The 24,186-nt window shown below is 69.2% G+C and carries 19 protein-coding genes; 17 read left to right on the forward strand and 2 right to left on the reverse strand.

Going from position 1 to position 24,186, the window contains the following annotated elements:
• Positions 1 to 11 precede the first annotated feature (11 nt).
• Positions 12 to 1,019 (forward strand): alpha/beta hydrolase, encoded by a 1,008-nt coding sequence (locus tag AB3M82_RS10660; RefSeq protein ID WP_412957835.1) that lies wholly within the window; start codon positions 12 to 14, stop codon positions 1,017 to 1,019.
• Between the two features lie 12 nt (positions 1,020 to 1,031).
• On the opposite strand, the gene AB3M82_RS10665 is transcribed toward AB3M82_RS10660, so the two are convergent.
• Complete coding sequence (locus AB3M82_RS10665) at positions 1,032 to 1,664, reverse strand: GntR family transcriptional regulator (protein ID WP_412957838.1); 633 nt, start codon at positions 1,662 to 1,664, stop codon at positions 1,032 to 1,034.
• A gap of 235 nt (positions 1,665 to 1,899) precedes the next feature.
• Here AB3M82_RS10665 and AB3M82_RS10670 point away from each other — a divergent pair, with 235 nt between their 5' ends.
• Positions 1,900 to 2,898 (forward strand): Ltp family lipoprotein, encoded by a 999-nt coding sequence (locus tag AB3M82_RS10670; protein WP_412957841.1) that lies wholly within the window; start codon positions 1,900 to 1,902, stop codon positions 2,896 to 2,898.
• 82 nt (positions 2,899 to 2,980) lie between these two features.
• Here the strand turns inward: AB3M82_RS10670 and AB3M82_RS10675 are convergent, their stop codons facing one another.
• Positions 2,981 to 3,469, reverse strand: coding sequence for a YajQ family cyclic di-GMP-binding protein (locus tag AB3M82_RS10675; RefSeq protein ID WP_412957844.1), 489 nt, complete (start codon positions 3,467 to 3,469; stop codon positions 2,981 to 2,983).
• Between the two features lie 85 nt (positions 3,470 to 3,554).
• Here AB3M82_RS10675 and AB3M82_RS10680 point away from each other — a divergent pair, with 85 nt between their 5' ends.
• The 15 genes from AB3M82_RS10680 to rplB all read left to right on the forward strand — a co-directional run bounded on the left by AB3M82_RS10680 (position 3,555) and on the right by rplB (position 24,178).
• Entirely contained in the window at positions 3,555 to 3,707 is a 153-nt protein-coding gene (locus AB3M82_RS10680) for a hypothetical protein (RefSeq protein WP_412957847.1), read from the forward strand.
• Positions 3,708 to 3,817: 110 nt separating this feature from the next.
• Positions 3,818 to 4,909 carry an ABC transporter gene (locus tag AB3M82_RS10685; RefSeq protein ID WP_412957849.1) on the forward strand — a complete coding sequence of 364 codons (1,092 nt, stop codon included), beginning with the start codon at positions 3,818 to 3,820 and terminating at the stop codon, positions 4,907 to 4,909.
• Positions 4,909 to 5,409, forward strand: coding sequence for a DUF6121 family protein (locus AB3M82_RS10690; RefSeq protein ID WP_412957851.1), 501 nt, complete (start codon positions 4,909 to 4,911; stop codon positions 5,407 to 5,409). The genes AB3M82_RS10685 and AB3M82_RS10690 overlap by 1 nt, the downstream gene beginning before the upstream one ends.
• 60 nt (positions 5,410 to 5,469) lie before the next feature.
• Positions 5,470 to 6,117 carry a spermidine/putrescine ABC transporter substrate-binding protein gene (locus AB3M82_RS10695; RefSeq protein WP_412957853.1) on the forward strand — a complete coding sequence of 216 codons (648 nt, stop codon included), beginning with the start codon at positions 5,470 to 5,472 and terminating at the stop codon, positions 6,115 to 6,117.
• A 207-nt stretch (positions 6,118 to 6,324) separates the two neighbouring features.
• Positions 6,325 to 6,693, forward strand: a complete 369-nt coding sequence (gene rpsL / locus AB3M82_RS10700) for a 30S ribosomal protein S12 (RefSeq protein ID WP_017201609.1) — start codon at positions 6,325 to 6,327, stop codon at positions 6,691 to 6,693.
• A gap of 5 nt (positions 6,694 to 6,698) precedes the next feature.
• Positions 6,699 to 7,169 carry a 30S ribosomal protein S7 gene (gene rpsG / locus AB3M82_RS10705; protein ID WP_017201608.1) on the forward strand — a complete coding sequence of 157 codons (471 nt, stop codon included), beginning with the start codon at positions 6,699 to 6,701 and terminating at the stop codon, positions 7,167 to 7,169.
• Between the two features lie 120 nt (positions 7,170 to 7,289).
• The gene (fusA, locus tag AB3M82_RS10710) at positions 7,290 to 9,404 is read left to right on the forward strand and encodes an elongation factor G (protein ID WP_412957855.1); all 2,115 of its coding nucleotides are present in this window, start codon (positions 7,290 to 7,292) and stop codon (positions 9,402 to 9,404) included.
• 158 nt (positions 9,405 to 9,562) lie between these two features.
• Positions 9,563 to 10,756 carry an elongation factor Tu gene (gene tuf, locus AB3M82_RS10715; RefSeq protein ID WP_412957857.1) on the forward strand — a complete coding sequence of 398 codons (1,194 nt, stop codon included), beginning with the start codon at positions 9,563 to 9,565 and terminating at the stop codon, positions 10,754 to 10,756.
• Between the two features lie 304 nt (positions 10,757 to 11,060).
• Positions 11,061 to 20,234, forward strand: coding sequence for an isopeptide-forming domain-containing fimbrial protein (locus AB3M82_RS10720; protein ID WP_412957859.1), 9,174 nt, complete (start codon positions 11,061 to 11,063; stop codon positions 20,232 to 20,234).
• Positions 20,235 to 20,280: 46 nt separating this feature from the next.
• Positions 20,281 to 20,505, forward strand: coding sequence for a hypothetical protein (locus tag AB3M82_RS10725; protein ID WP_412957861.1), 225 nt, complete (start codon positions 20,281 to 20,283; stop codon positions 20,503 to 20,505).
• Positions 20,506 to 21,356: 851 nt separating this feature from the next.
• On the forward strand, positions 21,357 to 21,665 hold the full coding sequence (gene rpsJ, locus AB3M82_RS10730) for a 30S ribosomal protein S10 (RefSeq protein ID WP_192635686.1): 309 nt from the start codon (positions 21,357 to 21,359) through the stop codon (positions 21,663 to 21,665).
• Positions 21,666 to 21,673: 8 nt separating this feature from the next.
• On the forward strand, positions 21,674 to 22,333 hold the full coding sequence (gene rplC, locus AB3M82_RS10735; RefSeq protein WP_412957863.1) for a 50S ribosomal protein L3: 660 nt from the start codon (positions 21,674 to 21,676) through the stop codon (positions 22,331 to 22,333).
• 2 nt (positions 22,334 to 22,335) lie between these two features.
• A complete protein-coding gene (gene rplD, locus AB3M82_RS10740; RefSeq protein WP_412957864.1) occupies positions 22,336 to 22,998 on the forward strand; it encodes a 50S ribosomal protein L4 in 663 nt (220 codons plus the stop codon).
• On the forward strand, positions 22,995 to 23,318 hold the full coding sequence (rplW, locus tag AB3M82_RS10745; protein WP_217177655.1) for a 50S ribosomal protein L23: 324 nt from the start codon (positions 22,995 to 22,997) through the stop codon (positions 23,316 to 23,318). The genes rplD and rplW overlap by 4 nt, the downstream gene beginning before the upstream one ends.
• Positions 23,319 to 23,338: 20 nt before the next feature.
• Positions 23,339 to 24,178, forward strand: coding sequence for a 50S ribosomal protein L2 (gene rplB / locus AB3M82_RS10750; RefSeq protein ID WP_412957867.1), 840 nt, complete (start codon positions 23,339 to 23,341; stop codon positions 24,176 to 24,178).
• The last annotated feature ends 8 nt before the right edge of the window (positions 24,179 to 24,186 follow it).

Genomic DNA, 24,186 nt, shown 5'->3' on the forward strand with positions numbered 1-24,186 from the left:
GCCTGGGCGGCATGGCGGAGTGGATCCCGGACATCCTCGGCGACGAGTTCGAGCAGCGGACGCTGGATCTGCCGACCGATGACGAGGGCCCCGTCGTGGCGACGCTGGTGCGTGCCCTGCCCTCGCCGCACCTGTGGTGGCAGCGGGCGCGCGGGCGTCGGATGCTGCTGCACGACGTCGATGTGCTCTACGTGCACGGGTGGTCGGACTACTTCTTCCAGAAGCGGCTCGCCCGGTTCTGGACGGCACGGGGCGCACGGTTCTTCGCGCTGGACCTCCGTAAGTACGGCCGCAGCCTGCGCGACGGGCAGACTCCCGGATACGTGACCGACCTCGCGACGTACGACGAAGACATCGCCGCCGCCTTCGAGGCCATGGGGCGCGGCGCGGAGGGCACGGCATCCGAGCGCCGTCTGGTGCTGCTGGGGCATTCGACCGGCGGGCTGACGCTGAGCCTGTGGGCGTCACGGCATCGCGGTGTGGCGGATGCCGTGATCCTGAACAGCCCGTGGCTCGAGTTCCAGGTGGCCGCGGCGCGGGCGGCGATCGCGCCGATGGTGGAGCTGCAGGCGCGGCTGCGCCCCCTGGATGCCGCGCCGCAGGTCGATCTGGGGTTCTATTCACGCGCGCAGGCGGAGGTCGCCGACCCGGACGACCCGGCAGAGGTAGACCTGAGGTGGCGGCCGATGCAGACCATGGCGGTGCACGCGGGCTGGCTGAACGCGATCCTGACCGGACACCGCACGGTGTCCGCCGGGCTGGCGATCGACGCGCCGGTCTGCGTGCTGCTGTCGGCCCGCTCGGCGACCCCGACGCGCTGGTCGGAGGAGCTCACCCGGGCCGACTCCGTGCTGGTCGTCGACGACATCGCCCGCGCGGCGCTCCACCTCGGCCCGTCGGTCACCGTCGAGCGGATCGACGGCGCGCTGCACGACGTCTTCCTGTCGGCGCGCGGTGCGCGGACCGAGGCCTACCGCCGGATGGACCGGTGGGTCACCGGGTGGCGCTCCGCGACCTGACGGATTCCCGCGTCACACGTAGTGCATCGTGCGGACGAGCGACTCCGCGTCGTCGCCGTCGCCGCGCAGCACGGCCTCGCGGAGGTCGACGTAGACCTGCCGCATGCGGGCGCGGTCCTCCTCGGGCACGAGCCAGTCGCGAAGATTGCGGGCCACGGCCACCGCGGACTCCCGGACCACCGCCGCATGACGCTGGTTGCGACTGCGGGCGCTGAGGAACGAGAACACGGCTCCGCGGGTCTTCAGCGTGGCCTGCGGGTCGTCGAGCGAGTCGAACATCTCCTCCACGAGGAGGCTCGCGCTGATGCGCTCGCCCGGGTCCAGCCACGGGACGCCCATGCGGGCCGAGATCCCCGCCTGGTAGCCGGCGAACTCCAGCGTCTGCTCGACCAGCTCCGGGGTGACGTGCGTCACCTCCGTGTACCGGCTCGGATACATCGTCACCAGGCCGAGGCGCTCGAGGCGCTGGAGTGCTTCCCGGACCGGTGTGCGCGACACCCGCAGCTCCTCGGCGACCACGACATCGCGGATGCGATCGCCCGGCTCGAGAACGCCGTCGACGATGCGCTGGCCGATGTGGTGGAACACCTCATCGGCCAGGAGCTGCTTGGTCTCGCCGGTGTGATTGGACTCGATGATGCTCATCGAAGTGACCCCCAGTTGAATCCCCCATGATGGTGGGAGCTCCCCCCGTCGCTTCCACAGGAGAAACTAGCGCATCGTTTCTATGAGGGTGCCGAAGGCCGAGAGGTCGGGACCGACAAGACATGGTGACCGCACCACTGAATTTCCCCTCACGGGGAAGGAAGTTCCGCAGTAGCATTCCGATTGTCCGGCCTGTGAATTACCTGGGAAGCGGCCGGCGTTGAGAGGAACGCGCATGTCTTCACCCGCTCCGGGCTGGTATCCCGCGCCCCACGCCAATAACGAGCAGCGTTATTGGGACGGGACGCGGTGGCTCGAGCCCGTACCCGAAACACCGGCGCCGACGACCCACTCGAGTCCGACGGGCGCTTCCGGGGCCTCCCGGCCCGGTGCCGGCATGGGGAGGAAGGTATGGATCATCGTCGGTTCGGTAGCTGCCGCAGTGACCATCGTTGCCGGTGCGGGCGCGGCGGTCGGGCTGGGGCTGAAGGGGAGCCGCCCGACGACGCCAAGCGCCGTGAGCGCCCCGCAGAAGCCTGCGCAGGCAGAGACCCCTGCACAGATAAGAGTGCCCGATGTCATCGGGATGCCGGTGTCGGAAGCCATCGCTGTGGTTGAAGACGCGGGATTCCTCCCACCTCGCCTGTCTTTCTTTGAGGACCCTGGGGCGCTCGTGGTGTCGATGAGCCGTGAACCAGGCTCTCAGGCGAACGAAGGTGCTGCGATCTCATTCGTCGTAGAGGAAGCCGCGGTCATCGTGCCAGACGTTGTCGGACTCCCCGTCGCGGACGCGATCGCTGCACTGGCTTCCGTCGGTTTGACTCCTCCGCTGGTGACGTCGTTCGAAGACCCTGCTGCGGCAGTCGCGTCCACCAGTCCGGCGGCTGGCTCCGAGGCGAAGCGGGGTCAGGAGATCACGGTCGTGGCCGTCGAGAAGCCCAAGCTCACGCTGTCTCAGCAGAACGCGATCAGCAAGGCGAAGAGCTACCTCGACTTCATGGCCTTCTCGCGAACCGGATTGATCGACCAGCTGGAATACGAGGGATTCGGTACGGAGGACGCGACGTTCGGCGTTGACAACGCGGGTGCCGACTGGAACGCCCAGGCTGCGAAGAAGGCGCAGAGCTACCTCGACATGATGGCGTTCTCTCGCTCGGGTCTCTACGACCAGCTCGCATACGAGGGATTCCAACCTGCGGAGATCGAGTTCGGTCTGGCCGCTGTCGGGTACTGACCGGCGGTCGGCTCAGCGTCCTGCGCCGGAGACGACGGAAGCCCCGCACGCGGCGGGGCTTCCGGGACAGCGGGGGAGCGGTTCAGCGGTAGTTGATGAACTGCAGGTCGATGTCGAGGTCCGAGCCCTTGAGGAGCGAGATGACGGCCTGCAGGTCGTCGCGGCTCTTGGACTGGACGCGCAGCTCGTCGCCCTGGATCTGGCTCTTGACGCCCTTGGGTCCCTCGTCGCGGATGATCTTGCCGATCTTCTTCGCGTTCTCCGAGGAGATGCCGTCCTTGAGGGTCGACACGATGCGGAACTCCTTGCCGCTGGCGAACGGGTCGCCCGACTCGAGGCTCTTCAGCGAGATCCCCCGCTTGATGAGCTTGGACTGGAAGACGTCGAGCACCGCCTTCGCGCGCTCCTCGGAGTTCGCGATGATGAGGATCTGCTCGCCGCTCCAGGCGATCGAGGCCCCGGTGCCCTTGAAGTCGTAGCGCTGCTCGACCTCCTTGCGCGCCTGGTTGAGGGCGTTCTCGGCCTCCTGGTGATCCACTTTCGAGACGATGTCAAAGGAACTGTCAGCCATACAGGGAGTGTACCGAGCCGCACGCGCGCGCACCTCTCGGCGTTTCGCCCGACGGAACGCCGCACGCGGTCGTAGCGTGGGCAGCATGGCGCGAGTGGGAGGGCGCAACCTGGCGATGAGCTGGGTTGCGGGGGTGATCTGCATCGGCATCGTCGGTGCGCTGTTGTGGCTCTCCCTCCCCATGCTGCCTGTGCTCGCCGGGTTCGCCGGCGATGCGCTGCGCACCGTCATGCCCTGAGCGGATCGACCGGCGCCGAGGCGAATGACGACACGTCGGCACGCCTCCCGAAGCGCGCCCGCGCGCGGCGCTAATCTCGCACTGCACACTTCTGATGAGAGGCGCACCTTATGAGTGACCCCGAGGTTCCCCGGCACGATCAGCAGCCGAACGACGTCGACCACGTCGTCGACAGCGCGAACGCCGGTCTCGACGCTGCCGCCGCTGCGCGCGCCGATGTGCCCGGCGCGACGCCGACCGCGTCCGACCGCGATGTCCGCTCCTCCGAGCAGGCCGCCGGCGACGACGTCGCCGTGGCGACCCCGTCCACGACGGTCGACCCCGACCTGGCCGCCTTCGAGGCTGCCGAGCGCGACTACCCCGGCACGTTCTCGACCACGAGCGGGACGGATGCCGAAGCCGCACGCGCGGCCGCGGACCGCGTCGCGGCCGATGCCGCCGCCGACCGCGCCGACGCCGCAGCGGATGCCGCGGACCGCGCGGCCGCCGACGCCGAGGCGACCGCCGCGTACTCCGCGCCCGTCGCCCGCGACGACGAGCGTTCCGTGGCCGACACCGCGTACGCCTCCCGCGCCGACGACGCCGAGACGACGATCGTGCCGTCCGAGCCGGGCGTTGCCGCCGCCCCGGCGCAGCCGCAGCCCATCTTCGTGCAGGCGCCCGAGCCTCCGCGCGACCGCGGCAACCGGGGCACCGCCGGCGCGATCGGTCTGCTCGCGACCCTCGCCTTCGCCCTCCTGTACCTGGGGGCGACGATCGGCCTCCGCGCCATCGCCGGAGAGGTCACGGCGCAGAACGTCGGCGAGACCGCTCTCGCCCCGCTCATGACGTGGGGCTTCTGGACGCCGGTGGTCGTGTTCTTCCTCGGCTTCTGGTTCCTGGGCGCGATCATCAACCGCGGCCGCTGGGGTCTGTGGGTGGTCTTCGGCATCATCGTCGGCGTGATCGCCTACGCCGGCCACATCCTCGGTCAGCTGTTCGAGGCCCCGTTCTGGAAGGTCAGCGCCTCCGCGGGCCTCGAGCTGGTGGGGGAGCAGATGCTGGCCCCGCTCGCGATCGCGGCGTTCGTGTTCGCCCGCGAGCTCACGATCTGGTTCGGCGCCTGGGTCGCCCGCAGCGGCGCCCGCAAGACCGAGCTCAACGCCGAGGCGCAGCGCGAGTACGAGCGCACGCTGGAAGCCGGCCCCACGCTGGCGAGATGATGAGCGACAGCGACATGCCGAACCCCCGCGGGCCCGAGTCCGCGGGGGTTTCGGCTGTCCTGGCGGTGGTCCTCGCGACGATCGGCTTCTTCGCGCTGGCGGTGTTCGGCCTCGGCGCCCTGAGCGTCGCGACCGACAGCGACATCATCTCGACGCCGGGACTCGGGCAGCTGCCCGGAGCGGGAGGGATGCTGGTCGCCGTCGTCGTGTTCGCCCTCCTGCTCGCGGTGGCGCTTCGGCGACAGCATCCGTCGTTCGTCTCCGCGGCCGTGATCGCGGTGTCGACGTCGCTGGCTCATCTCGTCGCGGTGTGGATCGCGGCCGCCGGCGTCACCGGCAGCCTCCTGATCGGCACGGCGGTCGCCGGCGGCCTGGTGCGGAACGGCACGAGCATCGTGCTGGTGGTGGCCGCGGGCGTCGGCGCCTGGGGCGGGATCGCCCTCCGGCGCACGCGCAGTCAGCGGCCGCGCTGGCCCTGGGAGCGCGACGAGGAGGAGTGACGCCCCGCCGACGCGGGCGAAATCGGCGGTGAGGTCGCCGCATCCGCGTACCCTGGTGGGGTGGAGCGCTCGTTGGAGACGCAGGTGGAGCAGGCCGTCGAGGCCTGGCTCCGCTGGGTGCCGCGCTGGGAGCCGGCGACCCACCGCGGTCGCGTCGCCCCGTGCCGCCGATGCCTCGGCTCTCCGCTCCTCTCGGCGGCGGGCATCGGGGCCAACGTGCCGCACGGCGTGCAGCACGGACTGTCCACGCGGCTGAAGACGATCGTCGACCAGGCCGTCGCCGAGTACACGGCGCGCAACCTGCCGATGCTCCAGCGCGAGCTCGACCAGCAGGCGGCGCGCAACCGTGCGCGGGCGTATCGCCCGGCGGAGGACCTGGACCCCGAATTCGACGGGCTGCCGCTCGACCCGGAGCCCGTGCCCGGCGCGCCGTTCCTCTTCACCATCGCCGGGCTGGCCGACGAGACGGCCGAGGCGCTGCCGCCCCTTCCTCCGCTGAGCGAGGACGCGAAGGTGGCGCTGCGGCAGGAGGTGGCCCTTGCCGACGAGTACGCGAACATGGTGGGCCGCGAGATCTGCGGACTGCTCCTGGCCCACCGGATCGCCATCCAGGCCGCGGTCTCCCGGCACGTCGAACCGCAGATCGAGGCCCTGCTCGCCGAGCTCACGCAGTCGCTGGACTCCCCGTTCGATCCGGACCCCTCGTAGGCCGACGGCCATTTGACCGGCACGTTACGCGGCATTACACTTGATCAGGTGTGTGCACGTCTTGACGTGCGCGCTGGGCGTCGGCACCTCGCCGGTTCGCCCCCACGGCATACCCATCACACCAAAAGCCCGTCTGTTCAGGCGTGCCGGTGGGTCATGATGTGAAACCCATCACGCTGTCACCGTGCAGCACTATGAGGAGAGAACGTGCCAACCATTCAGCAGTTGGTTCGCAAGGGTCGCTCGCCCAAGGTCACCAAGACCAAGGCGCCCGCGCTCAAGTCGAACCCGCAGCAGGCCGGGGTCTGCACCCGCGTCTACACCACCACCCCGAAGAAGCCGAACTCGGCGATGCGCAAGGTCGCCCGTGTGAAGCTCCGCAACGGCACCGAGGTCACCGCGTACATCCCCGGTGAGGGCCACAACCTGCAGGAGCACTCGCTGGTGCTCGTCCGCGGCGGTCGTGTGAAGGACCTCCCCGGTGTGCGTTACAAGATCGTCCGTGGCGCCCTGGACACCCAGGCAGTCAAGAACCGTAAGCAGGCTCGTTCCCGCTACGGCGCGAAGAAGGGTTGAGTTAGATGCCTCGTAAGGGTCCCGCCCCCAAGCGCCCCGTCGTCAACGACCCGGTCTACGGCGCGCCGATCGTCACCTCGCTGGTGAACAAGATCCTCGTCGACGGCAAGAAGTCGCTGGCCGAGTCGATCGTCTACGGCGCCCTCCGCGGCGTCGAGGCGAAGAACGGTCAGGATGCCGTCGCCACGCTCAAGAAGGCGCTCGACAACGTGCGCCCGACCCTCGAGGTCCGCAGCCGCCGCGTCGGCGGCTCGACCTACCAGGTGCCGGTCGAGGTCAAGCCTCACCGCGCCAACACCCTCGCGCTGCGCTGGCTCGTCAGCTACGCCAAGGGTCGTCGTGAGAAGACGATGACCGAGCGTCTGCAGAACGAGATCCTCGACGCGTCGAACGGCCTGGGCGCCGCGGTCAAGCGCCGTGAGGACACCCACAAGATGGCCGAGTCGAACCGCGCGTTCGCTCACTACCGCTGGTAATCCCTCGTCTCGATGCTCCGCATCCCGCTCAGGAACCGGGCCGCGAATCCCGGTTCCTGAGCGTGCGGAGCGAGACGAAGGGCCACGACCCTTCACCCCACAAACGATAAGGACACTCCTGTGGCACAAGACGTGCTCACCGACCTGAGCAAGGTTCGGAACATCGGCATCATGGCGCACATCGATGCCGGCAAGACCACCACGACCGAGCGCATCCTGTTCTACACGGGCGTCAACCACAAGCTCGGCGAGACGCACGACGGCGCCTCGACGACCGACTGGATGGAGCAGGAGAAGGAGCGCGGCATCACGATCACGTCTGCCGCCGTGACCTGCTTCTGGAACAACAACCAGATCAACATCATCGACACCCCCGGTCACGTGGACTTCACGGTCGAGGTGGAGCGCTCGCTCCGCGTGCTCGACGGTGCCGTCGCCGTCTTCGACGGCAAGGAGGGCGTCGAGCCCCAGTCCGAGACCGTGTGGCGTCAGGCCGACAAGTACAACGTCCCCCGCATCTGCTTCGTCAACAAGATGGACAAGCTCGGCGCGGACTTCTACTTCACCGTCGACACGATCGTCAACCGCCTCGGCGCCAAGCCGCTGGTGCTGCAGCTCCCGATCGGCGCCGAGAACGACTTCGTCGGCGTGGTCGACCTGATCGAGATGCGCGCCCTCGTGTGGCCCGGCGATGCCAAGGGTGACGTGACCATGGGTGCGTCGTACGAGATCCAGGAGATCCCGGCCGACCTCAAGGACAAGGCCGACGAGTACCGTCAGCAGCTGCTCGAGACCGTCGCCGAGTCCGACGACGCCCTGCTCGAGAAGTTCTTCGGCGGCGAGGAGCTCACGGTCGCCGAGATCAAGGGCGCCATCCGCAAGATGGTCGTCGCCAGCGAGATCTACCCGGTCCTCTGCGGCTCGGCGTTCAAGAACCGCGGCGTCCAGCCGATGCTCGACGCGGTCGTCGACTACCTTCCCAACCCCCTCGACGTCGGCGCCATCGAGGCGCACGACCCGAAGGACGAGGAGAAGGTCATCGAGCGTCACCCCGACGCCAAGGACCCGTTCGCCGCGCTCGCGTTCAAGGTCGCGGTGCACCCGTTCTTCGGTCGCCTCACCTACGTGCGCGTCTACTCGGGTCACCTCGACTCGGGTTCGGCCGTCATCAACTCGACCAAGGGCAAGAAGGAGCGCATCGGGAAGATCTTCCAGATGCACGCCAACAAGGAGAACCCGGTCGACTCGCTCACCGCGGGCAACATCTACGCCGTGATCGGACTGAAGGACACCACCACCGGTGACACCCTCTCCGCGATCGACGCGCCCGTCGTCCTCGAGTCGATGACCTTCCCCGAGCCCGTCATCGAGGTCGCCATCGAGCCGAAGACCAAGGCCGACCAGGAGAAGCTGGGCACCGCGATCCAGAAGCTCGCCGAAGAGGACCCGACGTTCCGCACGGAGCTCAACCCCGAGACCGGTCAGACGACCATCAAGGGCATGGGCGAGCTGCACCTCGACATCCTCGTCGACCGCATGAAGCGCGAGTTCCGCGTCGAGGCCAACGTCGGCAAGCCGCAGGTGGCCTACCGCGAGACGATCAAGAAGGCCGTCGAGAAGCACGACTACACGCACAAGAAGCAGACCGGTGGTTCCGGACAGTTCGCGAAGATCCAGTTCACCATCGAGCCCCTCGAGCTCGACGGCGACAAGACCTACGAATTCGTCAACTCGGTGACCGGTGGTCGCATCCCGCGCGAGTACATCGGCTCGATCGACGCCGGTTTCCAGGACGCGATGAACGTCGGCGTCCTCGCCGGCTACCCGATGGTGGGCGTTCGCGCGACCATCGTCGACGGTGCCGCCCACGACGTCGACTCCTCGGAGATGGCGTTCAAGATCGCGGGTTCCATGGGCTTCAAGGAGGCGGCGCGCCGCGCCAACCCCGTGCTGCTCGAGCCGCTGATGGCCGTCGAGGTCCGCACTCCCGAGGAGTACATGGGCGACGTCATCGGCGACCTGAACTCGCGCCGTGGCCAGATCCAGTCGATGGAGGATGCCGCGGGCGTCAAGGTCGTGCGTGCCCAGGTGCCGCTGTCCGAGATGTTCGGCTACATCGGCGACCTGCGCTCGAAGACCTCGGGTCGTGCGGTCTACTCGATGGAGTTCCACAGCTACGCCGAGGTCCCGCGCGCCGTGGCCGACGAGATCGTCCAGAAGGCCAAGGGCGAGTAACACTTCTGGGAGCCGGTTCCCGAGCCCGGCGACGGGCCGGCTCCCAGGTCACCTACAACTTCACATTCCCTCTCTACTAAACTGAGAACCTAACCCGTAGAGAACCGGTCGCAATCCAGTGCCCGGCACCTCTACAACGACGTCCTGAGGAGGACCCAGTGGCTAAGGCCAAGTTCGAGCGGACCAAGCCGCACGTCAACATCGGAACGATCGGTCACGTCGACCACGGCAAGACCACGCTCTCCGCAGCGATCTCGAAGGTGCTTGCCGACAAGTACCCGTCCGACACCAACGTGCAGCGCGACTTCGCTTCCATCGACTCGGCGCCGGAAGAGCGCCAGCGTGGTATCACCATCAACATCTCGCACATCGAGTACGAGACGCCGAAGCGCCACTACGCGCACGTCGACGCCCCGGGTCACGCTGACTACGTCAAGAACATGATCACCGGTGCGGCTCAGATGGACGGCGCGATCCTCGTGGTCGCCGCCACCGACGGCCCGATGGCCCAGACCCGTGAGCACGTTCTGCTCGCCAAGCAGGTCGGCGTTCCGTACCTGCTCGTCGCGCTGAACAAGTCCGACGCGGTCGACGACGAGGAGATCCTGGAGCTCGTCGAGCTCGAGGTTCGCGAGCTTCTCTCCAGCCAGGGCTTCGACGGCGACGACGCTCCCGTCGTGCGCGTCTCGGCTCTGAAGGCTCTCGAGGGCGACGAGAAGTGGACCGACGCCATTCTCGAGCTCATGCAGGCTGTCGACGACAGCGTTCCGGACCCGGAGCGCGACCGTGACAAGCCCTTCCTCATGCCGGTCGAGGACGTCTTCACGATCACCGGTCGTGGCACCGTCGTCACGGGCCGCGCCGAGCGTGGCACGCTGGCCATCAACTCCGAGGTCGAGATCGTGGGTCTGCGCCCGACGCAGAAGACGACCGTCACCGGTATCGAGATGTTCCACAAGCAGCTCGACGAGGCATGGGCCGGCGAGAACTGTGGTCTGCTGCTCCGCGGCACCAAGCGTGAGGACGTCGAGCGCGGCCAGGTCATCGTGAAGCCGGGTTCGGTCACGCCGCACACCGACTTCGAGGGCACCGCGTACATCCTGTCCAAGGACGAGGGTGGCCGCCACAACCCCTTCTACACGAACTACCGCCCGCAGTTCTACTTCCGCACCACCGACGTCACCGGCGTCATCTCGCTGCCCGAGGGCACCGAGATGGTCATGCCCGGCGACACCACCGACATGACGGTCGAGCTGATCCAGCCGATCGCCATGGAGGAGGGCCTCGGCTTCGCCATCCGTGAGGGTGGACGCACCGTCGGCGCCGGTACGGTGACGAAGATCATCAAGTAAGCATCTGCTTCCTCGCACAGGGGTCGGACCTTCGGGTCCGGCCCCTGTGTGTTTCCCGGTGACCGGCGATGCCACCGACCGGACGATTTCGCATGCATTCCCTTGAATAAAACACGAAGTGTCGTATAAGCTCGTCACGTTGAGCGCAGGCTCATCGAGCAAGCAGTCCGAGCCCTGGTCGGACCAGCGCCGCAGTCGGCGAGGGAAACCCGAAGCTTCCCTCCAGCACGGCTGCGTGCGCGCTTGCGCGTGAAGGGGGAGAGCCCAGACGTCGGGGAGGCGTCCGGGAAAGGGGAGCATCGCCATGCGTTCGACCGTGCGTCGGCAGGAGAATCAGCGTGCCCGGAGACTGACGGCGTTCACCGCCGTCGTCTCCCTGTTGAGCGGGGCACTCGCCGTCGGCGTCGCCGCGCCGGCCGCAGCCGCGGAACAGGCGTGGTCGCCCACGCTGACCGTGCAGAACGTCGACGCCGCGGGGAAGGACTTCGTCCTGGCCGGCGAGGATGTCGCATTCCAGCTCACCGCCAGCAACCCCAGCGACCCTAAGACGACCGGTGGACCGCAGTTCAACCTGAGCGTGTTCGCGCTCCTCCCGGCATCCGTGTCCTTCGTCGGCGTCGACGGCAAGGGCTTCGAGGCCCCGAAGATCCTGGTCGCGGGCGACGTCCTCCCCAACCGCACACGCACGGTCGAGCCCACCGCGCCGCTCACCGAGTGCAGCGCGCTCGGACTGGTGAACGCCCCGACCGTCGTCGGTCAGCCGCAGCTGTGCGCGGTCCCCGACGGACAGCAGGTCTGGATCTGGTCCGACGTCAACGACCTGCCGCAGGGCGCCGCCGTCTCGGCGACCGTGACGGTGCGTCCCGACCGCGACCTCTACCCGGTCGGCAGCCGGGTCGGCTTCGCTGCCCGGGCCTTCACGAGCAACGACCCCACGCGCCTGCCCACCTACGACGGCTCGCCGAGCGTCGCACGCACCGTGGATCACACCTCCGGTGCGGGCATCGCCGACGACGACGTTCCCGTGCGGGCGCTCCGCGTCACGAAGAACGTGACCGAGGGAACCGTTGAGAGCGAGCTGCTCCGCGGCGTCCACGACGAGGCCGCGCGCTACACCGTCACGGTGCGCAACACGACCCGCGGGGCCACCGACGGCGTCATCGTCACCGACTACCTCCCCGCCGGCCTGGAGTACCTGGGCCTCGGCGCGGGCGACAACACCACGGGTGCCCGCGAATACCCGGGCGCCCGGGCGCTCAGCGGGGGAGCGGTCGGCGGAGAGACCGTCGAGACCGTGCGGCTCGACGCGACCCAGGCCGCCGCGCTGAAGCTCTCCGGGGCCGGCGTGTACACCAAGGTGACGTGGACGCTCGGCACCCTCGCGTCCGGCGCGACGAGGGAGCTCACGTACCGCGCCGCCGTCCCGCTGTTCGAGAACGAGCTGTGGGCCGCGGGCACGGCGCCGGCGGTCACCGGGGCACAGGCCGCGAACCTCGACAACAACACCGGCGCGTCCACGCGACACGGCGGCACGAGCACCCCGCAGGACGGCCAGTCCCTCCGCAACCTCGCGAGCGCTTCCGGCTCGTACACCGGTGCGGTCCTCAACGGCGACGCCGCGCTGCGCGCCGTGAGCGACAGCGACTCCGAGACGGTCGAGGCGGTCGACGTGCGCGTCGCCAAGTCCGTCGACACGGGCGACTTCGCCACCGGACGCCTCGCGACCTATTCCGTCACGGTCGACGCGAGCGAGTACACCGACGCGACGGCCGTGACTCTCACCGACGTGATCCCCAACGGGCTGTGCCCGGCGTTCCCGATCGACTCCGACGACGTCGCCCTGATGATCGACGGCTCGCCGGCGTCGGACGGCGACTGGAACGACGAGATCCCGGGCGGGGCATGCACGTTCCCCACGACCGCCGGCGGTGCCGTGCTGTCCCCGGAGCTCACGGTCCGATCGATCGACTACCACCGCGCCGCCGGTACGTTCGAGGTCGTCTTCACGGCGGAGGACATCCCCGCCGGCGGCTCGTTCACCGCCCGGTACTCGGCGATGCAGCGCATCAGCTACACCGGCGGTGACGGCGGTACGAGCTCGGGCGACAGCTTCGTCAACCGGGTCACGGTCACGGCGGAGACCGAGTCGGTCGCCGCCATCGCGGGAGAGCCGACTCTCGCCGAGCGCGTGGGCGGGACCCGCTTCGTCTCGGACGGCTCGTCGGCGACCATCGCCTCCGGCACCCCGACCTTCACCAAGACGGTCCTGCAGCGCGGGCAGACGCCCGGCCAGAAGGACGCCGTGTGGGCGAAGGACGGCGACCAGCCGTTCTCGCCGGGCGACGACGTCTGGTACCGGGTCGAGGCGAACTTCGCCACCGGGATCGACACCCGCAACGCGCAGGTGACGGACTACCTGCCCGAAGGGGTGCGCCTCGTCGAGACGCTGTACTCCTACCGGGGCATGCCGGGATTCGACGACGAGACGTCGCCGACGGCCTATGACGGCGCGACCTTCCCCTCGGACTACCTTCCGCAGGCCGGCGTCTCGGGCAACGCTCTGACGTGGCACTTCGGCTCCCGCAACCGCGCCGGCAGCGACGACAAGTTCATGCCGGCGGGCAGCACCGTCACGATGTACGTGCACGCGCAGGTGACCGGCCAGTCGGCCACGCGCGATGACGTCGACAGCCCGCGGAACCACGCGAAGTACCAGCAGGTCAACGTGCACGGCGACATCTGGTTCGACCGTGACGATGCGGGCATCGACCTCGACTGGGGCGCCACCCTGGCCAAGGGCATCCGCACCCTCAACGGCCAGGAGATCGGCCCCGACTTCGCCGACCGCGAGAAGGAGCGGACGGTCGTCCAGGGCGACCGGGTGGGATACCGCCTCGATGTCACCGCTCCGCAGAACACCACCACCGACTACGTCGTCTGGGACGTCCTGCCCACGGGCGTGCTCGAGGCCGACCTCGCCGAACTCGGCGCCTGGACGTACGACAGCAGCTCCACGGCATCCGCGAAGCTCGGCGACGACGACGTCGACGTCCGCGTGTACAACCCGGGGGACGAGCTTCCCGACGGCATCTCCCTCCGTCCCGATCACAGCGGGCGCGCCGTCGTCGTGTGGACCGTCGGCGCCGACGTGGACGGCACCACTCCGGCGAAGGACGGCGCCACGGCGACCACGCGCGGACTCAGCCTCGGCTACACGCTCACCGTGCCCACGGGCGCGGAGGACGGCGGCCCGGCGGCCCAGCTCACGCAGCGCTACGTCAACGACGCCGGCCTCGTCAGCTACGCCATCCGAAACTCCCCCTCCGCGACGACCACCGTCGTGCCGCAGCGCGAGGGCGGCGGACAGCAGCTCACGAACCGCACGCTCCGGGACGGCGAGGTCGCGGCATCCGACATCGACACCTACGGCAGCGCCACCGTGGTGCTCCCCGACCTCACCGTCGGCAAGAAGCTCCTCTCGACCGAGGTGAGCCCGGACGACGTGGCGACGCGCGCCGTCGACCTCGGCGACGGCAGTCGCAACACCGCAGGGCAGATCGTCCAGGGGGAGTACGCGACGTTCGAGTACTCCGTGACGATCCCCGCGAAGACGTCCGTGCGCGGAGCCGTGATCTCGGACGGCGGGATGCTGGCGACCGACGCGACCGGCGTGGCCTACCAGTACGTGAGCGGCAGCGCGAAGTACTTCGGACCGGGCGATCTCGAGATCACCGATGGCGAGAACGGCTTCCGGACGGAGGACTCGCGGGCGGGAACCTCGCAGCACGGCATCCTCACGTTCCCCGACACCTACACGAACAGCACCGAGAAGTCGCAGACGTTCCGCGTGCAGATCACGGTGTGGGTGAAGGATCAGGACGCCGCCCCGGCCAACAGCCGTGAGCCGCAGATCGCGAACCAGACCCGACTGACCAACACGGCGACGGTGACGTTCTACGACCCTAACGACGGTGGCCGCAGCCGGACCCCGCGCACCGCGACCGCGGACGTGACGTTCATCGAGCCCGAGGTCACGCTCGCCAAGGTGTCGTCCACCCCGGTGGTCCAGGCCAACGGCGAGGTGACCTACACCCTCACCGCGAGCAACACCTCCGGGCGCCCGGCGCTGTACGACGTCGTCGTGATCGACTGCGTCCCCGCGCAGATCGTCCCGGGTGCGCCGCAGGCGTCCGTGGGGACCGCGCGCGTGGTGGGTGACTGCGCCATCGCGTCAGACGACTCCATCCAGACCGGGTCCGGCACCGGGAAGCTCATCGAGTGGACCATCCCCGAGATCCGCGGCACCGGGACGACCGGTGCACCCACGCTCACCTACACCGGCACCGTGCAGCAGCAGGCCGGCGGCGGCTCGCAGTTCACCAACCGCGCCGAGCTCACCGGGTACACCCTGCGCACGGCCGTCGGCTCCGACACCGACACCACGGACCGTCGCGGCATGCTCCGCACGAAGGCGAGCGCCACCGTGCGGATGCCGGACGCCACCATGGTCAAGTCGGTCAGCCCGGCCCAGGCGCCGGTCGGCAGCGTCGTCACGTACACCGTCACGACGACGCTCCCCGCGCAGACGAACTTCTACGACGTCGCTCTGACCGACCTCCTGCCTGCGGGTGTGGAGTTCCTCCCGACCGGCACCGCCACGCAGTCGTTCGACTGGGCGGGCGCGCCGAAGGAGCCGTCGATCGGCGGCCCCGCGCTGAGCAGCGACGGGAAGACCCTGACCTGGCCCCTCGGCGCGACAACCTTCGACGCCTGGAAGGACGATCGCACCATCACCGTGACCTTCCAGGCGCGGCTCACGCCCGCCGTCGTCGCTGCGAAGCCCGACAATCGGGCCAGCTTCACCTGGAAGAAGGTCGACGGGTCGACGGTCGAGACCGATCGGGTGACCGCGACCGCGAACGCCCAGGTGACGATCCTCAACCCGGACGTCCGCATCGCCAAGGCGGTGAAGCTGACCGGTGCCGCCGACTCGACGTACGGGCCGACCAAGTCGGGCAACCCCGACCAGTCCTTCACGTACCGCGTGCGCGTCACCAACGCTAACTCCGGCACGGCCGCCTACGGGATCGTCGTCACGGATCAGGTGTCGGCGGGCGTCCGCATCGACACCACGCAGTCGGTGTTCGCCGGAGCCGAGTTCGACAACGAGACCGCCATCCGCGACGGCCGCGGCGGCCGGATCACGTGGACCATCCCCGGGCCGTTCACGACCGGGAACCACGACCTCGTCTACCAGGGCACGTTCGCCGCGTCGGACACCCTGACCGCCACCGCCTCCGTCGCGAACACCGCCGCTGTGGCGCAGTACGCCTCCGCGACCACGGGCGGATGGCAGTACCTGCCCGGCAAGGGGAAGGTGCCGGGTGGAGCGAACCTCGTCGCCCGCTCCGCCGCCGCGAACGTGACTCCGCTGTTCCCGAGCATCACGCTGAAGAACGCCGTCTCGAAGGGCACCGAGGCCTTCGTCGGCGAGTCCTTCTCCTGGACGCTCACGGCCGTCAACGCGGGCAAGGGCTCGGCGCAGACCGTGACCCTGACCGACCTGCTGCCTGTGAACTGGGCGTACGACCCGGCGGTGGAGCCCACGATCACGATCGGGGGCAAGCCGGTCACGGCCGACGTCCTGCTCGTGCACGGGGAGACGGCGGACAACCGCCAGACCCTGACGTGGACCATCGGCTCGCCCACCGGCGCACCGCTGCTCCTCGGCAGCGACACCGGCGTCGATGAGGACCGCACGATCCGGATCACCTTCTCCGCCAAGCCCCTCCCGGGAGCCGTCACGAACTCGGGTGCCGGCATGTCGCACTGGCACGGCAGCATGCTGTCGGGCTCGGCCACGGACACCAGCGGGATCACCCGGAACGCCACCGCGTCCTACGTCGGCGCGAACTCCCCGGCCGCGGCGCAGATCGCGCGGGCCGACCTGGAGGTCGTCAAGACGGCCATCGGCGGGGACGCAGGGAAGGCCTGGCTCGCCGGCGCCGCTCCCGGCAACGGCTACACGCAGCCGCAGTGGCTGATCACGATCACCAACCAGGGACCGGATGCCGCGTCCGGACCGTTCGTCGTGCGCGACACGCTCGAGCTGCCCGCCGGGGTCACCACCGGCACGTTCAGCGCCCGCTACTTCCCCGGCGGCACGGGGGGCGGCCAGCCGCTGTCTCTCACGGGCTCCGGCACCGCGTCCGACCCGTTCGTGGTCGGCCTGCAGAACACGGTGCTGAACGCCGCGGGAACCGACCGCATCGAGCTCGTCGCCGACGTGGCGATCCCCTCGGCCGCGACCGGCACGGCGCGCAACACCGCCGATGCCACCGGCCGTACGTTCGAGGACCCGGCCGATCTCGTTGACAACACCTCCGCGGTGTCGAAGGCGATCTCGAGCGCGGCCGACCTCTCGATCGAGAAGTCGGTCACGACGACCGAGCCGACCGCCGGGCGTCCGATCACCTGGGCCATCCGTGTTGTCAACAACGGCCCGTCGGTCGCGGCATCCACGTCGTCCGACGCCATCATCGTGACCGACACGATCCCCGACGGCGTGAGCGGCGTGCAGGACCCGTCCGCGGACCTCACGGCCTGGACCGTCACGGCGTCCGACGGCTGGCCCGCCTCGGCCGGCGACACCGTGACCTGGACCTACACGGGCACGCAGCTGGCCGTGGGGCTGGCTCAGGACCTGTCCCTGAGGGGCACGGTCGATTCCTCGTGGGTGGGCGGCAGCATCCGCAACACCGCCGTCGTCGAGCCCGGCCCGACCACCGACCCCGTTCCGACGAACAACGCCGGTCAGGCCGTCGCGACGCCCGGAGACGGCACGACGCTCGCGGTCACCAAGACGCGCGTGGTACGCGACGGCGACGTCTGGAAGGATGCCGCCGACCTCGGCGAGCCGCTGCCCGAGGTCGTGGCCGGTGAGACGATCAGTTACCGCGTGGTCGTGACGAACAACGGCCCCGCGGACGCCCGCGGCGTGCGGATCGTCGACGAGGTGCCCGGCATGCTGTCCTTCGCCTCCGTGGAGGGCGAGAGCGGCACCTGGACGCGCACCGCCGGCCCCGGCACCGAGGACACGTTCGCGCTGACCGGCACGATCCCCGCGTCCGCGACCGACTCCCGCCGCGCGTTCGTGGTCACGTACGGCGTGAGCACGGACCTCGCCGCCGGATCCGTCGTCGAGAACTGGGTCCGCGCCCTGGCGGACAACGCCCGCGTCGCGGTACCGCCGCGCGACGGCGACACGACCGACTCCGAGCGCATCGCCGACCTGTCGATCGTCAAGCAGGCCCTCGACGCCGACGGCGCCGCCGTCGCGGCCGACGAGGTGGCCGAGGTGACCGCGGGAACGCAGACGCGCTTCCGCCTGACGGTCACCAACGACGGCCCCAGCGTCTCAGGCGCACCGATCGTCGTGACGGATCGTCTGCCCGCGGGCATGACCCTCGTCTCGTCGCGCGTGTCGGTGGCGGGTGCGCCCGCGACCTCGGTGGCACCCGTCGTCTCCGACGGCGGACGCACGTTGACGTGGACCCCCGTGACGGGTGCGGCGACACTGGCCGCCGGTGCGACGATCGTGGTCGAGGTGACCGCCGCCGTCGCGCCCGAGGCGCCCGAGCAGCGTCTGGTCAACGCGGCCGACGTCACGGGCGCCGACGACAGGGACCCGAGCAACAACCACAGCGAGGTCGCGATCGACGTCGTGACCCTCGCCGCGCTCTCCGTCGTCAAGGACGTCGCGACCGGACCCTGGATCGCCGGCACCGACGTGACCTACACGATCACCGTCGACAACGACGGCCCCTCGGTCGCCGACGCGTTCGTCGCCGACGTGCTGCCGGCCGGGCTCACGGCCGTGTCGATCACGGGCGAGGGCTGGGACTGCGACCGGATCGACTTCAGCTGCCTGCGCGCCGCGCATCCGCTGGGGGAGAGCACCATCACGGTCGTCGCCCGGGTCGCCTCGGGCGTGCCCACCGGAACGGAGCTCGTGAACACCGCGGACCTGTCGTGGACCGACAGCCGCACGACGTCGCCCCACCGCACCAGCGACACTGCGGCGATCACGGTCTCGACGAACGCCGATCTGCGGCTCGTCAAGACCGCGGTCGACGAGGAGGGCGCCGAGACCACGGCGGCCGTCGCGGGTGAGAATGCGCGCTACCGTATCGCGGTCGACAACCTCGGCCCGAGCGATGCGATCGGCCCGCTCGCGGTGGTCGACGCGCTGCCCGCGGGTGTGCGCTTCGTCGGGCTCCTCGGCGCCTCCGCCGAGGTGTGGACGTCGGATGCCGATGACGCCGACCCCCAGACCGTGACCTTCACGCTGCTCCCGCAGAGCGCGGGCGTCACGAGCGGCTCGTCCGCGCCGGCGCTGGAGTTCGAGGTCGCGATCGATGCGGCCGTCGCGAACGGCGCCCTGCTGACGAACACCGCCGGCGTCTCCTCCGGCACGCCGGATGCCACTCCCGCGAACGACTCCGACACCGCCGACCTCACCGTCGCCCGGGCCGTCGACCTGTCGATCACGAAGACGCACGACGCGTCCGCCGTGCGCATCGGCGACGTGCTGCCGTTCTCCCTGCAGGTCGGCAACGCGGGCCCCTCCGAGGCCACCGGGATCGTCGTGACGGACCTCGTCCCGGCCGGGCTCGAGGTGCTCACCGAGGTGGGCGACGAGGTCGGCGAGGACTGGACCGTCGAGTCGATCGTCGTGGTCGACCCCGAGGACGCCTCGGCCGGCACCCGGGTGACGGCGCGCTACGCGTTGCCCGTGGCACCGCTCGGAACGACCTCGGGGATCACCCTGCAGACGCGCGTCGAGGTCGCGGCCTACCCCGAGGTCGTGAACGTCGCCGAGGCGGCTGCGACCGAGATCACGGACGCTCAGCCCGATCGGACGCCTGGGGACAACCGGGTCGAGGACACGGTCGCGGTGCCGCCGCTCGCGGCGCTGGTGGTCACCAAGACCGCCGTGGGCGCGTTCCAGGTCGGCAAGGCCGGCGCGTACGAGATCGTCGTGCGCAACGACGGACCGACCGCCGACCCGGGCCCCGTCGCGGTCACGGACGTCCTTCCTGACGGGCTGAGCTTCGCAGGCTCGCCGGACGCGGGCGTGCAGGTCGACGGCCGGACCGTCTCCTGGACGATCGAGGACGGTCTCGATGTGGACGAGGAGGTGACCCTGACCCTGCGCGTCGACGTGGGGGAGGCGGCCTACCCGTCGGTCACCAACGTCGCCGCGGTGCAGTCCGACTCCGAGCAGACGGACGATGCCCGGCTCGCCGACGACGAGACCGTCGAGGTCGCGGCCGCGGACCCGCTGGCGGTCACGGGCGGCGAGATGGCGATCGGCGTGATCGCCCTCGCTCTCCTGCTCGTGCTGGCCGGCGGGGTGCTCCTCACCGTCCGTCGTCGCCGCGGCTCTTCCGCAGAAGGGTCTCCCCGTGCAGAATGAGGGGGCCTCGGACGCCCCGGGGCACCACATCGCAGAGGGGACGCGCATGGCTGAACAGAACGCATTCGGCGACGCCGTGAACAAGGGGAAGGACTTCCTCGAGCAGAACAAGGGCAAGATCGCCGAGGCGGTCAAGAGCGAGCAGGCCGAGGACATCAGCGACAAGGTCCTCGACGGGGTCGCGGACTTCGCCAAGAAGCTCGCGCCCGGTGCAGCCGACAAGATCGACGAGATCCGCGACACCGCGGACAAGTCGATCGGCAATCAGTAGCACCGACCGCAGGTCACGGACGGCGGTCCTCTTCGGAGGGCCGCCGTCCTCTGCGTCCGCCCCGCCGCAGATTCGCCCTCGCGCACGACGGCGTCCTCACATAGAATGAGCGGGACCGCCTGGGGATTGCGCGGTCGGGAAGCCGGAGGGGTCCGGTCTTCCGAACACACGCGGCTCGTGCCGCGTCGAATCTGGGGAATGCGATTTTGGGGATCATCTGCCGACGCGCGCATGCACGGCGCGCCGCCGCGTCCTCGTCTGCGCCGCCTTCCCGCCCGCACGGCGGTCGGACCGCCGTCCACGAACGAGGTGACCGGCGTCCCTTCCCGTCGGGAGCCTCGCGTTCGGCGTGCCCCCTCGCGCCGGACGCCCTCCCCGAACGGGGCGAGGCATGGGGATGCCTCGCCCCGTTCTCGGCAGGAGCGCCGACGCTCGGAGGATGCTGAACGCCGCAGTCCGGATTCCCGGAACCGTGCGCGACACGCCCGGGTTTGCGCAAGTGAAATCGGCCGTGGCAGAATAGACAGGTTCGACATTTCGGCGCGCTGTGCGCGTGCCGGATCACTGCCAGGGCAGTGCATAGGCGGCGTCTCCTCCGGGAGGCGCAGGGTTCTAGGCCGCGGGTAGCAGAACACCATCCCCGACACCCCTCGTGCTGAGGGTTCCGCCGTGCGCGGCGGAGGTCGGCCGGTCGTCGCGAGACGGGCGGGATGACAGCAGAACAGTGGTGCAGCAGATCGGGCTCGCGAGAGCCGGTCGCGTGCCGAGGCGTGAACAGCGCCGACGTGCGTCCAATGCCCCTGGGTCACCGGGCCCAGGCCGGTAAGACGCTTAAAGAGAGTGAGCAGACAATGGCGGGACAGAAAATCCGCATTCGCCTGAAGTCGTATGACCACGAGGTCATCGACTCGTCGGCACGCAAGATCGTCGACACCGTGACCCGTGCGGGCGCGACCGTCGTCGGCCCCGTGCCGCTTCCGACCGAGAAGAACGTGGTCGCGGTCATCCGGTCGCCCCACAAGTACAAGGACAGCCGCGAGCACTTCGAGATGCGCACCCACAAGCGTCTGATCGACATCGTCGACCCGACGCCCAAGGCCGTCGACTCGCTGATGCGTCTCGACCTCCCGGCCGATGTCAACATCGAGATCAAGCTCTGAGGTTCGACATGGCTGACATCAACGCAAAGATTTCCAAGGGCATGCTCGGCACGAAGCTCGGCATGACCCAGGTGTGGAACGAGAACGGCAAGCTCGTTCCCGTCACCGTCATCGAACTCGCCCCCAACGTGGTCACGCAGATCCGCACGCCCGAGAAGGACGGCTACAACGCCGTGCAGATCGCGTACGGGCAGATCGACCCGCGCAAGGTGAACAAGCCGCTCTCGGCTCACTTCGAGGCCGCCGGCGTCACGCCGCGCCGCCACGTGACCGAGATCCGCACCGCGGACGCTGCTGACTACTCACTCGGTCAGGAGCTCACGGTCGACGGCACGTTCGAAGCCGGCCAGCTCGTCGACGTCGTCGGCACGAGCAAGGGCAAGGGCTTCGCCGGTGTCATGAAGCGTCACAACTTCAAGGGCGTCTCGGCATCGCACGGTGCGCACCGCAACCACCGCAAGCCCGGCTCCATCGGCGCATCGTCGACCCCGAGCCGCGTCTTCAAGGGCATGCGCATGGCCGGCCGTATGGGTGGCGAGCGCGTGACCGTCCTCAACCTCACGGTGCACGCCGTCGACATCGAGAAGGGTCTGCTGCTCGTCAAGGGCGCCGTCCCCGGTGCTCGCGGCCGCATCGTCTACGTCCGCAACGCAGTGAAGGGTGCCTGATCATGGCTGACTCGACTCTCGCGCTCGACGTCCTCAAGGCAGACGGCAAGAAGGCTGGCTCGATCGAGCTTCCCGCCGCGCTCTTCGACGTCAAGACGAACATCCCGCTGATCCACCAGGTCGTCGTCGCGCAGCTCGCGGCGGCTCGCCAGGGCACGCACTCGACCAAGCGTCGTGGCGAGGTCTCCGGTGCCGGCCGCAAGCCCTTCAAGCAGAAGGGCACGGGTAACGCCCGTCAGGGCTCCATCCGCGCGCCGCACATGACCGGTGGTGGAATCGTGCACGGCCCCAAGCCGCGCGACTACTCGCAGCGCACCCCCAAGAAGATGATCGCCGCCGCCCTCCTAGGTGCGCTCAGCGACCGCTTCCGCGGTGCCCGTCTGCACGCCATCGACACGTTCGGCACCGAGGGCGCGCCCTCGACCAAGGCCGCCGCGGGCTTCCTCGCCCAGGTCGCCTCGTCGAAGAACGTGCTCGTGGTCATCGAGCGCGGCGACGAGCTCGCGCTCAAGAGCATCCGCAACCTCAGCCACGTCCACGTGCTGTCGTTCGACCAGCTCAACGCCTACGACGTGCTCGTCTCCGACGACATCGTCTTCACCCAGGCCGCTCTCGAGGCGTTCATCGCCTCCAAGTCCGGCGCCAACCAGGAGGTCTCCGCATGAGCGAGCAGGCATCTGTTCTCCAGACGGCCCTGAACAAGGACCCGCGCGACATCATCCTGAAGCCGGTCGTGTCCGAGAAGAGCTACGGGCTGATCGATGAGGGCAAGTACACCTTCCTCGTCGACCCGCGTGCTTCGAAGACCGAGATCAAGCTCGCCATCGAGAAGATCTTCGGCGTCAAGGTCGCGGCGGTCAACACGATCAACCGCGTCGGCAAGGCCCGCCGCACCCGCTTCGGCACCGGCAAGCGCAAGGACACCAAGCGCGCCATCGTGACCCTGAAGTCGGGCACCATCGACATCTTCACGGCAATCGGCTGATCCGGGGGATAAGGACAATCATGGCAATTCGCAAGTACAAGCCCACGACCCCGGGCCGTCGCGGCTCGTCGGTGGCTGACTTCGCCGAGATCACGCGATCGACGCCCGAGAAGTCGCTGCTGCGCCCGCTGTCGAAGACCGGTGGCCGTAACAACCAGGGACGCATCACGACCCGTCACATCGGTGGTGGCCACAAGCGCCAGTACCGCGTCATCGACTTCCGTCGCAATGACAAGGACGGCGTGAACGCCAAGGTCGCTCACATCGAGTACGACCCCAACCGCACCGCGCGCATCGCGCTGCTGCACTACGTCGATGGCGAGAAGCGCTACATCCTCGCCCCGGCCAAGCTGAAGCAGGGCGACGTCGTCGAGTCGGGTGCAGGCGCCGACATCAAGCCGGGCAACAACCTCCCGCTGAAGAACATCCCGACGGGTACCGTCATCCACGCGATCGAGCTCCGCCCCGGCGGCGGCGCGAAGATGGCGCGTTCGGCCGGTGCATCCGTCCGTCTCGTCGCCAAGGACGGCCCCTACGCCCAGCTGCGTCTGCCCTCCGGTGAGATCCGCAACGTCGATGCGCGCTGCCGCGCGACCATCGGCGAGGTCGGCAACGCCGAGCAGTCGAACATCAACTGGGGCAAGGCCGGCCGCATGCGCTGGAAGGGCGTCCGCCCGACCGTGCGCGGTGTCGCGATGAACCCGGTCGACCACCCGCACGGTGGTGGTGAGGGCAAGACGTCCGGTGGTCGTCACCCGGTCTCCCCGTGGGGTCAGGCTGAGGGTCGCACCCGTCACGCCAACAAGGAAAGCGACAAGTACATCGTGCGTCGTCGTAACGCCGGCAAGAAGCGCAAGTAGGAGTAAGA

It is taken from the genome of Microbacterium californiense, from assembly GCF_047246625.1.
GTDB lineage: Bacteria > Actinomycetota > Actinomycetes > Actinomycetales > Microbacteriaceae > Microbacterium.

Coding starts and splice junctions, on each gene's coding strand:
- AB3M82_RS10660 (WP_412957835.1), top strand. CDS start 12: ATGGCGGAGTGGATCCCGGACATCCTCGGCGACGAGTTCGAGCAGCGG.
- AB3M82_RS10665 (WP_412957838.1), bottom strand. CDS start 1,664: ATGAGCATCATCGAGTCCAATCACACCGGCGAGACCAAGCAGCTCCTG.
- AB3M82_RS10670 (WP_412957841.1), top strand. CDS start 1,900: ATGTCTTCACCCGCTCCGGGCTGGTATCCCGCGCCCCACGCCAATAAC.
- AB3M82_RS10675 (WP_412957844.1), bottom strand. CDS start 3,469: ATGGCTGACAGTTCCTTTGACATCGTCTCGAAAGTGGATCACCAGGAG.
- AB3M82_RS10680 (WP_412957847.1), top strand. CDS start 3,555: ATGGCGCGAGTGGGAGGGCGCAACCTGGCGATGAGCTGGGTTGCGGGG.
- AB3M82_RS10685 (WP_412957849.1), top strand. CDS start 3,818: ATGAGTGACCCCGAGGTTCCCCGGCACGATCAGCAGCCGAACGACGTC.
- AB3M82_RS10690 (WP_412957851.1), top strand. CDS start 4,909: ATGAGCGACAGCGACATGCCGAACCCCCGCGGGCCCGAGTCCGCGGGG.
- rpsG (WP_017201608.1), top strand. CDS start 6,699: ATGCCTCGTAAGGGTCCCGCCCCCAAGCGCCCCGTCGTCAACGACCCG.
- AB3M82_RS10720 (WP_412957859.1), top strand. CDS start 11,061: ATGCGTTCGACCGTGCGTCGGCAGGAGAATCAGCGTGCCCGGAGACTG.
- AB3M82_RS10725 (WP_412957861.1), top strand. CDS start 20,281: ATGGCTGAACAGAACGCATTCGGCGACGCCGTGAACAAGGGGAAGGAC.
- rpsJ (WP_192635686.1), top strand. CDS start 21,357: ATGGCGGGACAGAAAATCCGCATTCGCCTGAAGTCGTATGACCACGAG.
- rplC (WP_412957863.1), top strand. CDS start 21,674: ATGGCTGACATCAACGCAAAGATTTCCAAGGGCATGCTCGGCACGAAG.
- rplD (WP_412957864.1), top strand. CDS start 22,336: ATGGCTGACTCGACTCTCGCGCTCGACGTCCTCAAGGCAGACGGCAAG.
- rplW (WP_217177655.1), top strand. CDS start 22,995: ATGAGCGAGCAGGCATCTGTTCTCCAGACGGCCCTGAACAAGGACCCG.
- rplB (WP_412957867.1), top strand. CDS start 23,339: ATGGCAATTCGCAAGTACAAGCCCACGACCCCGGGCCGTCGCGGCTCG.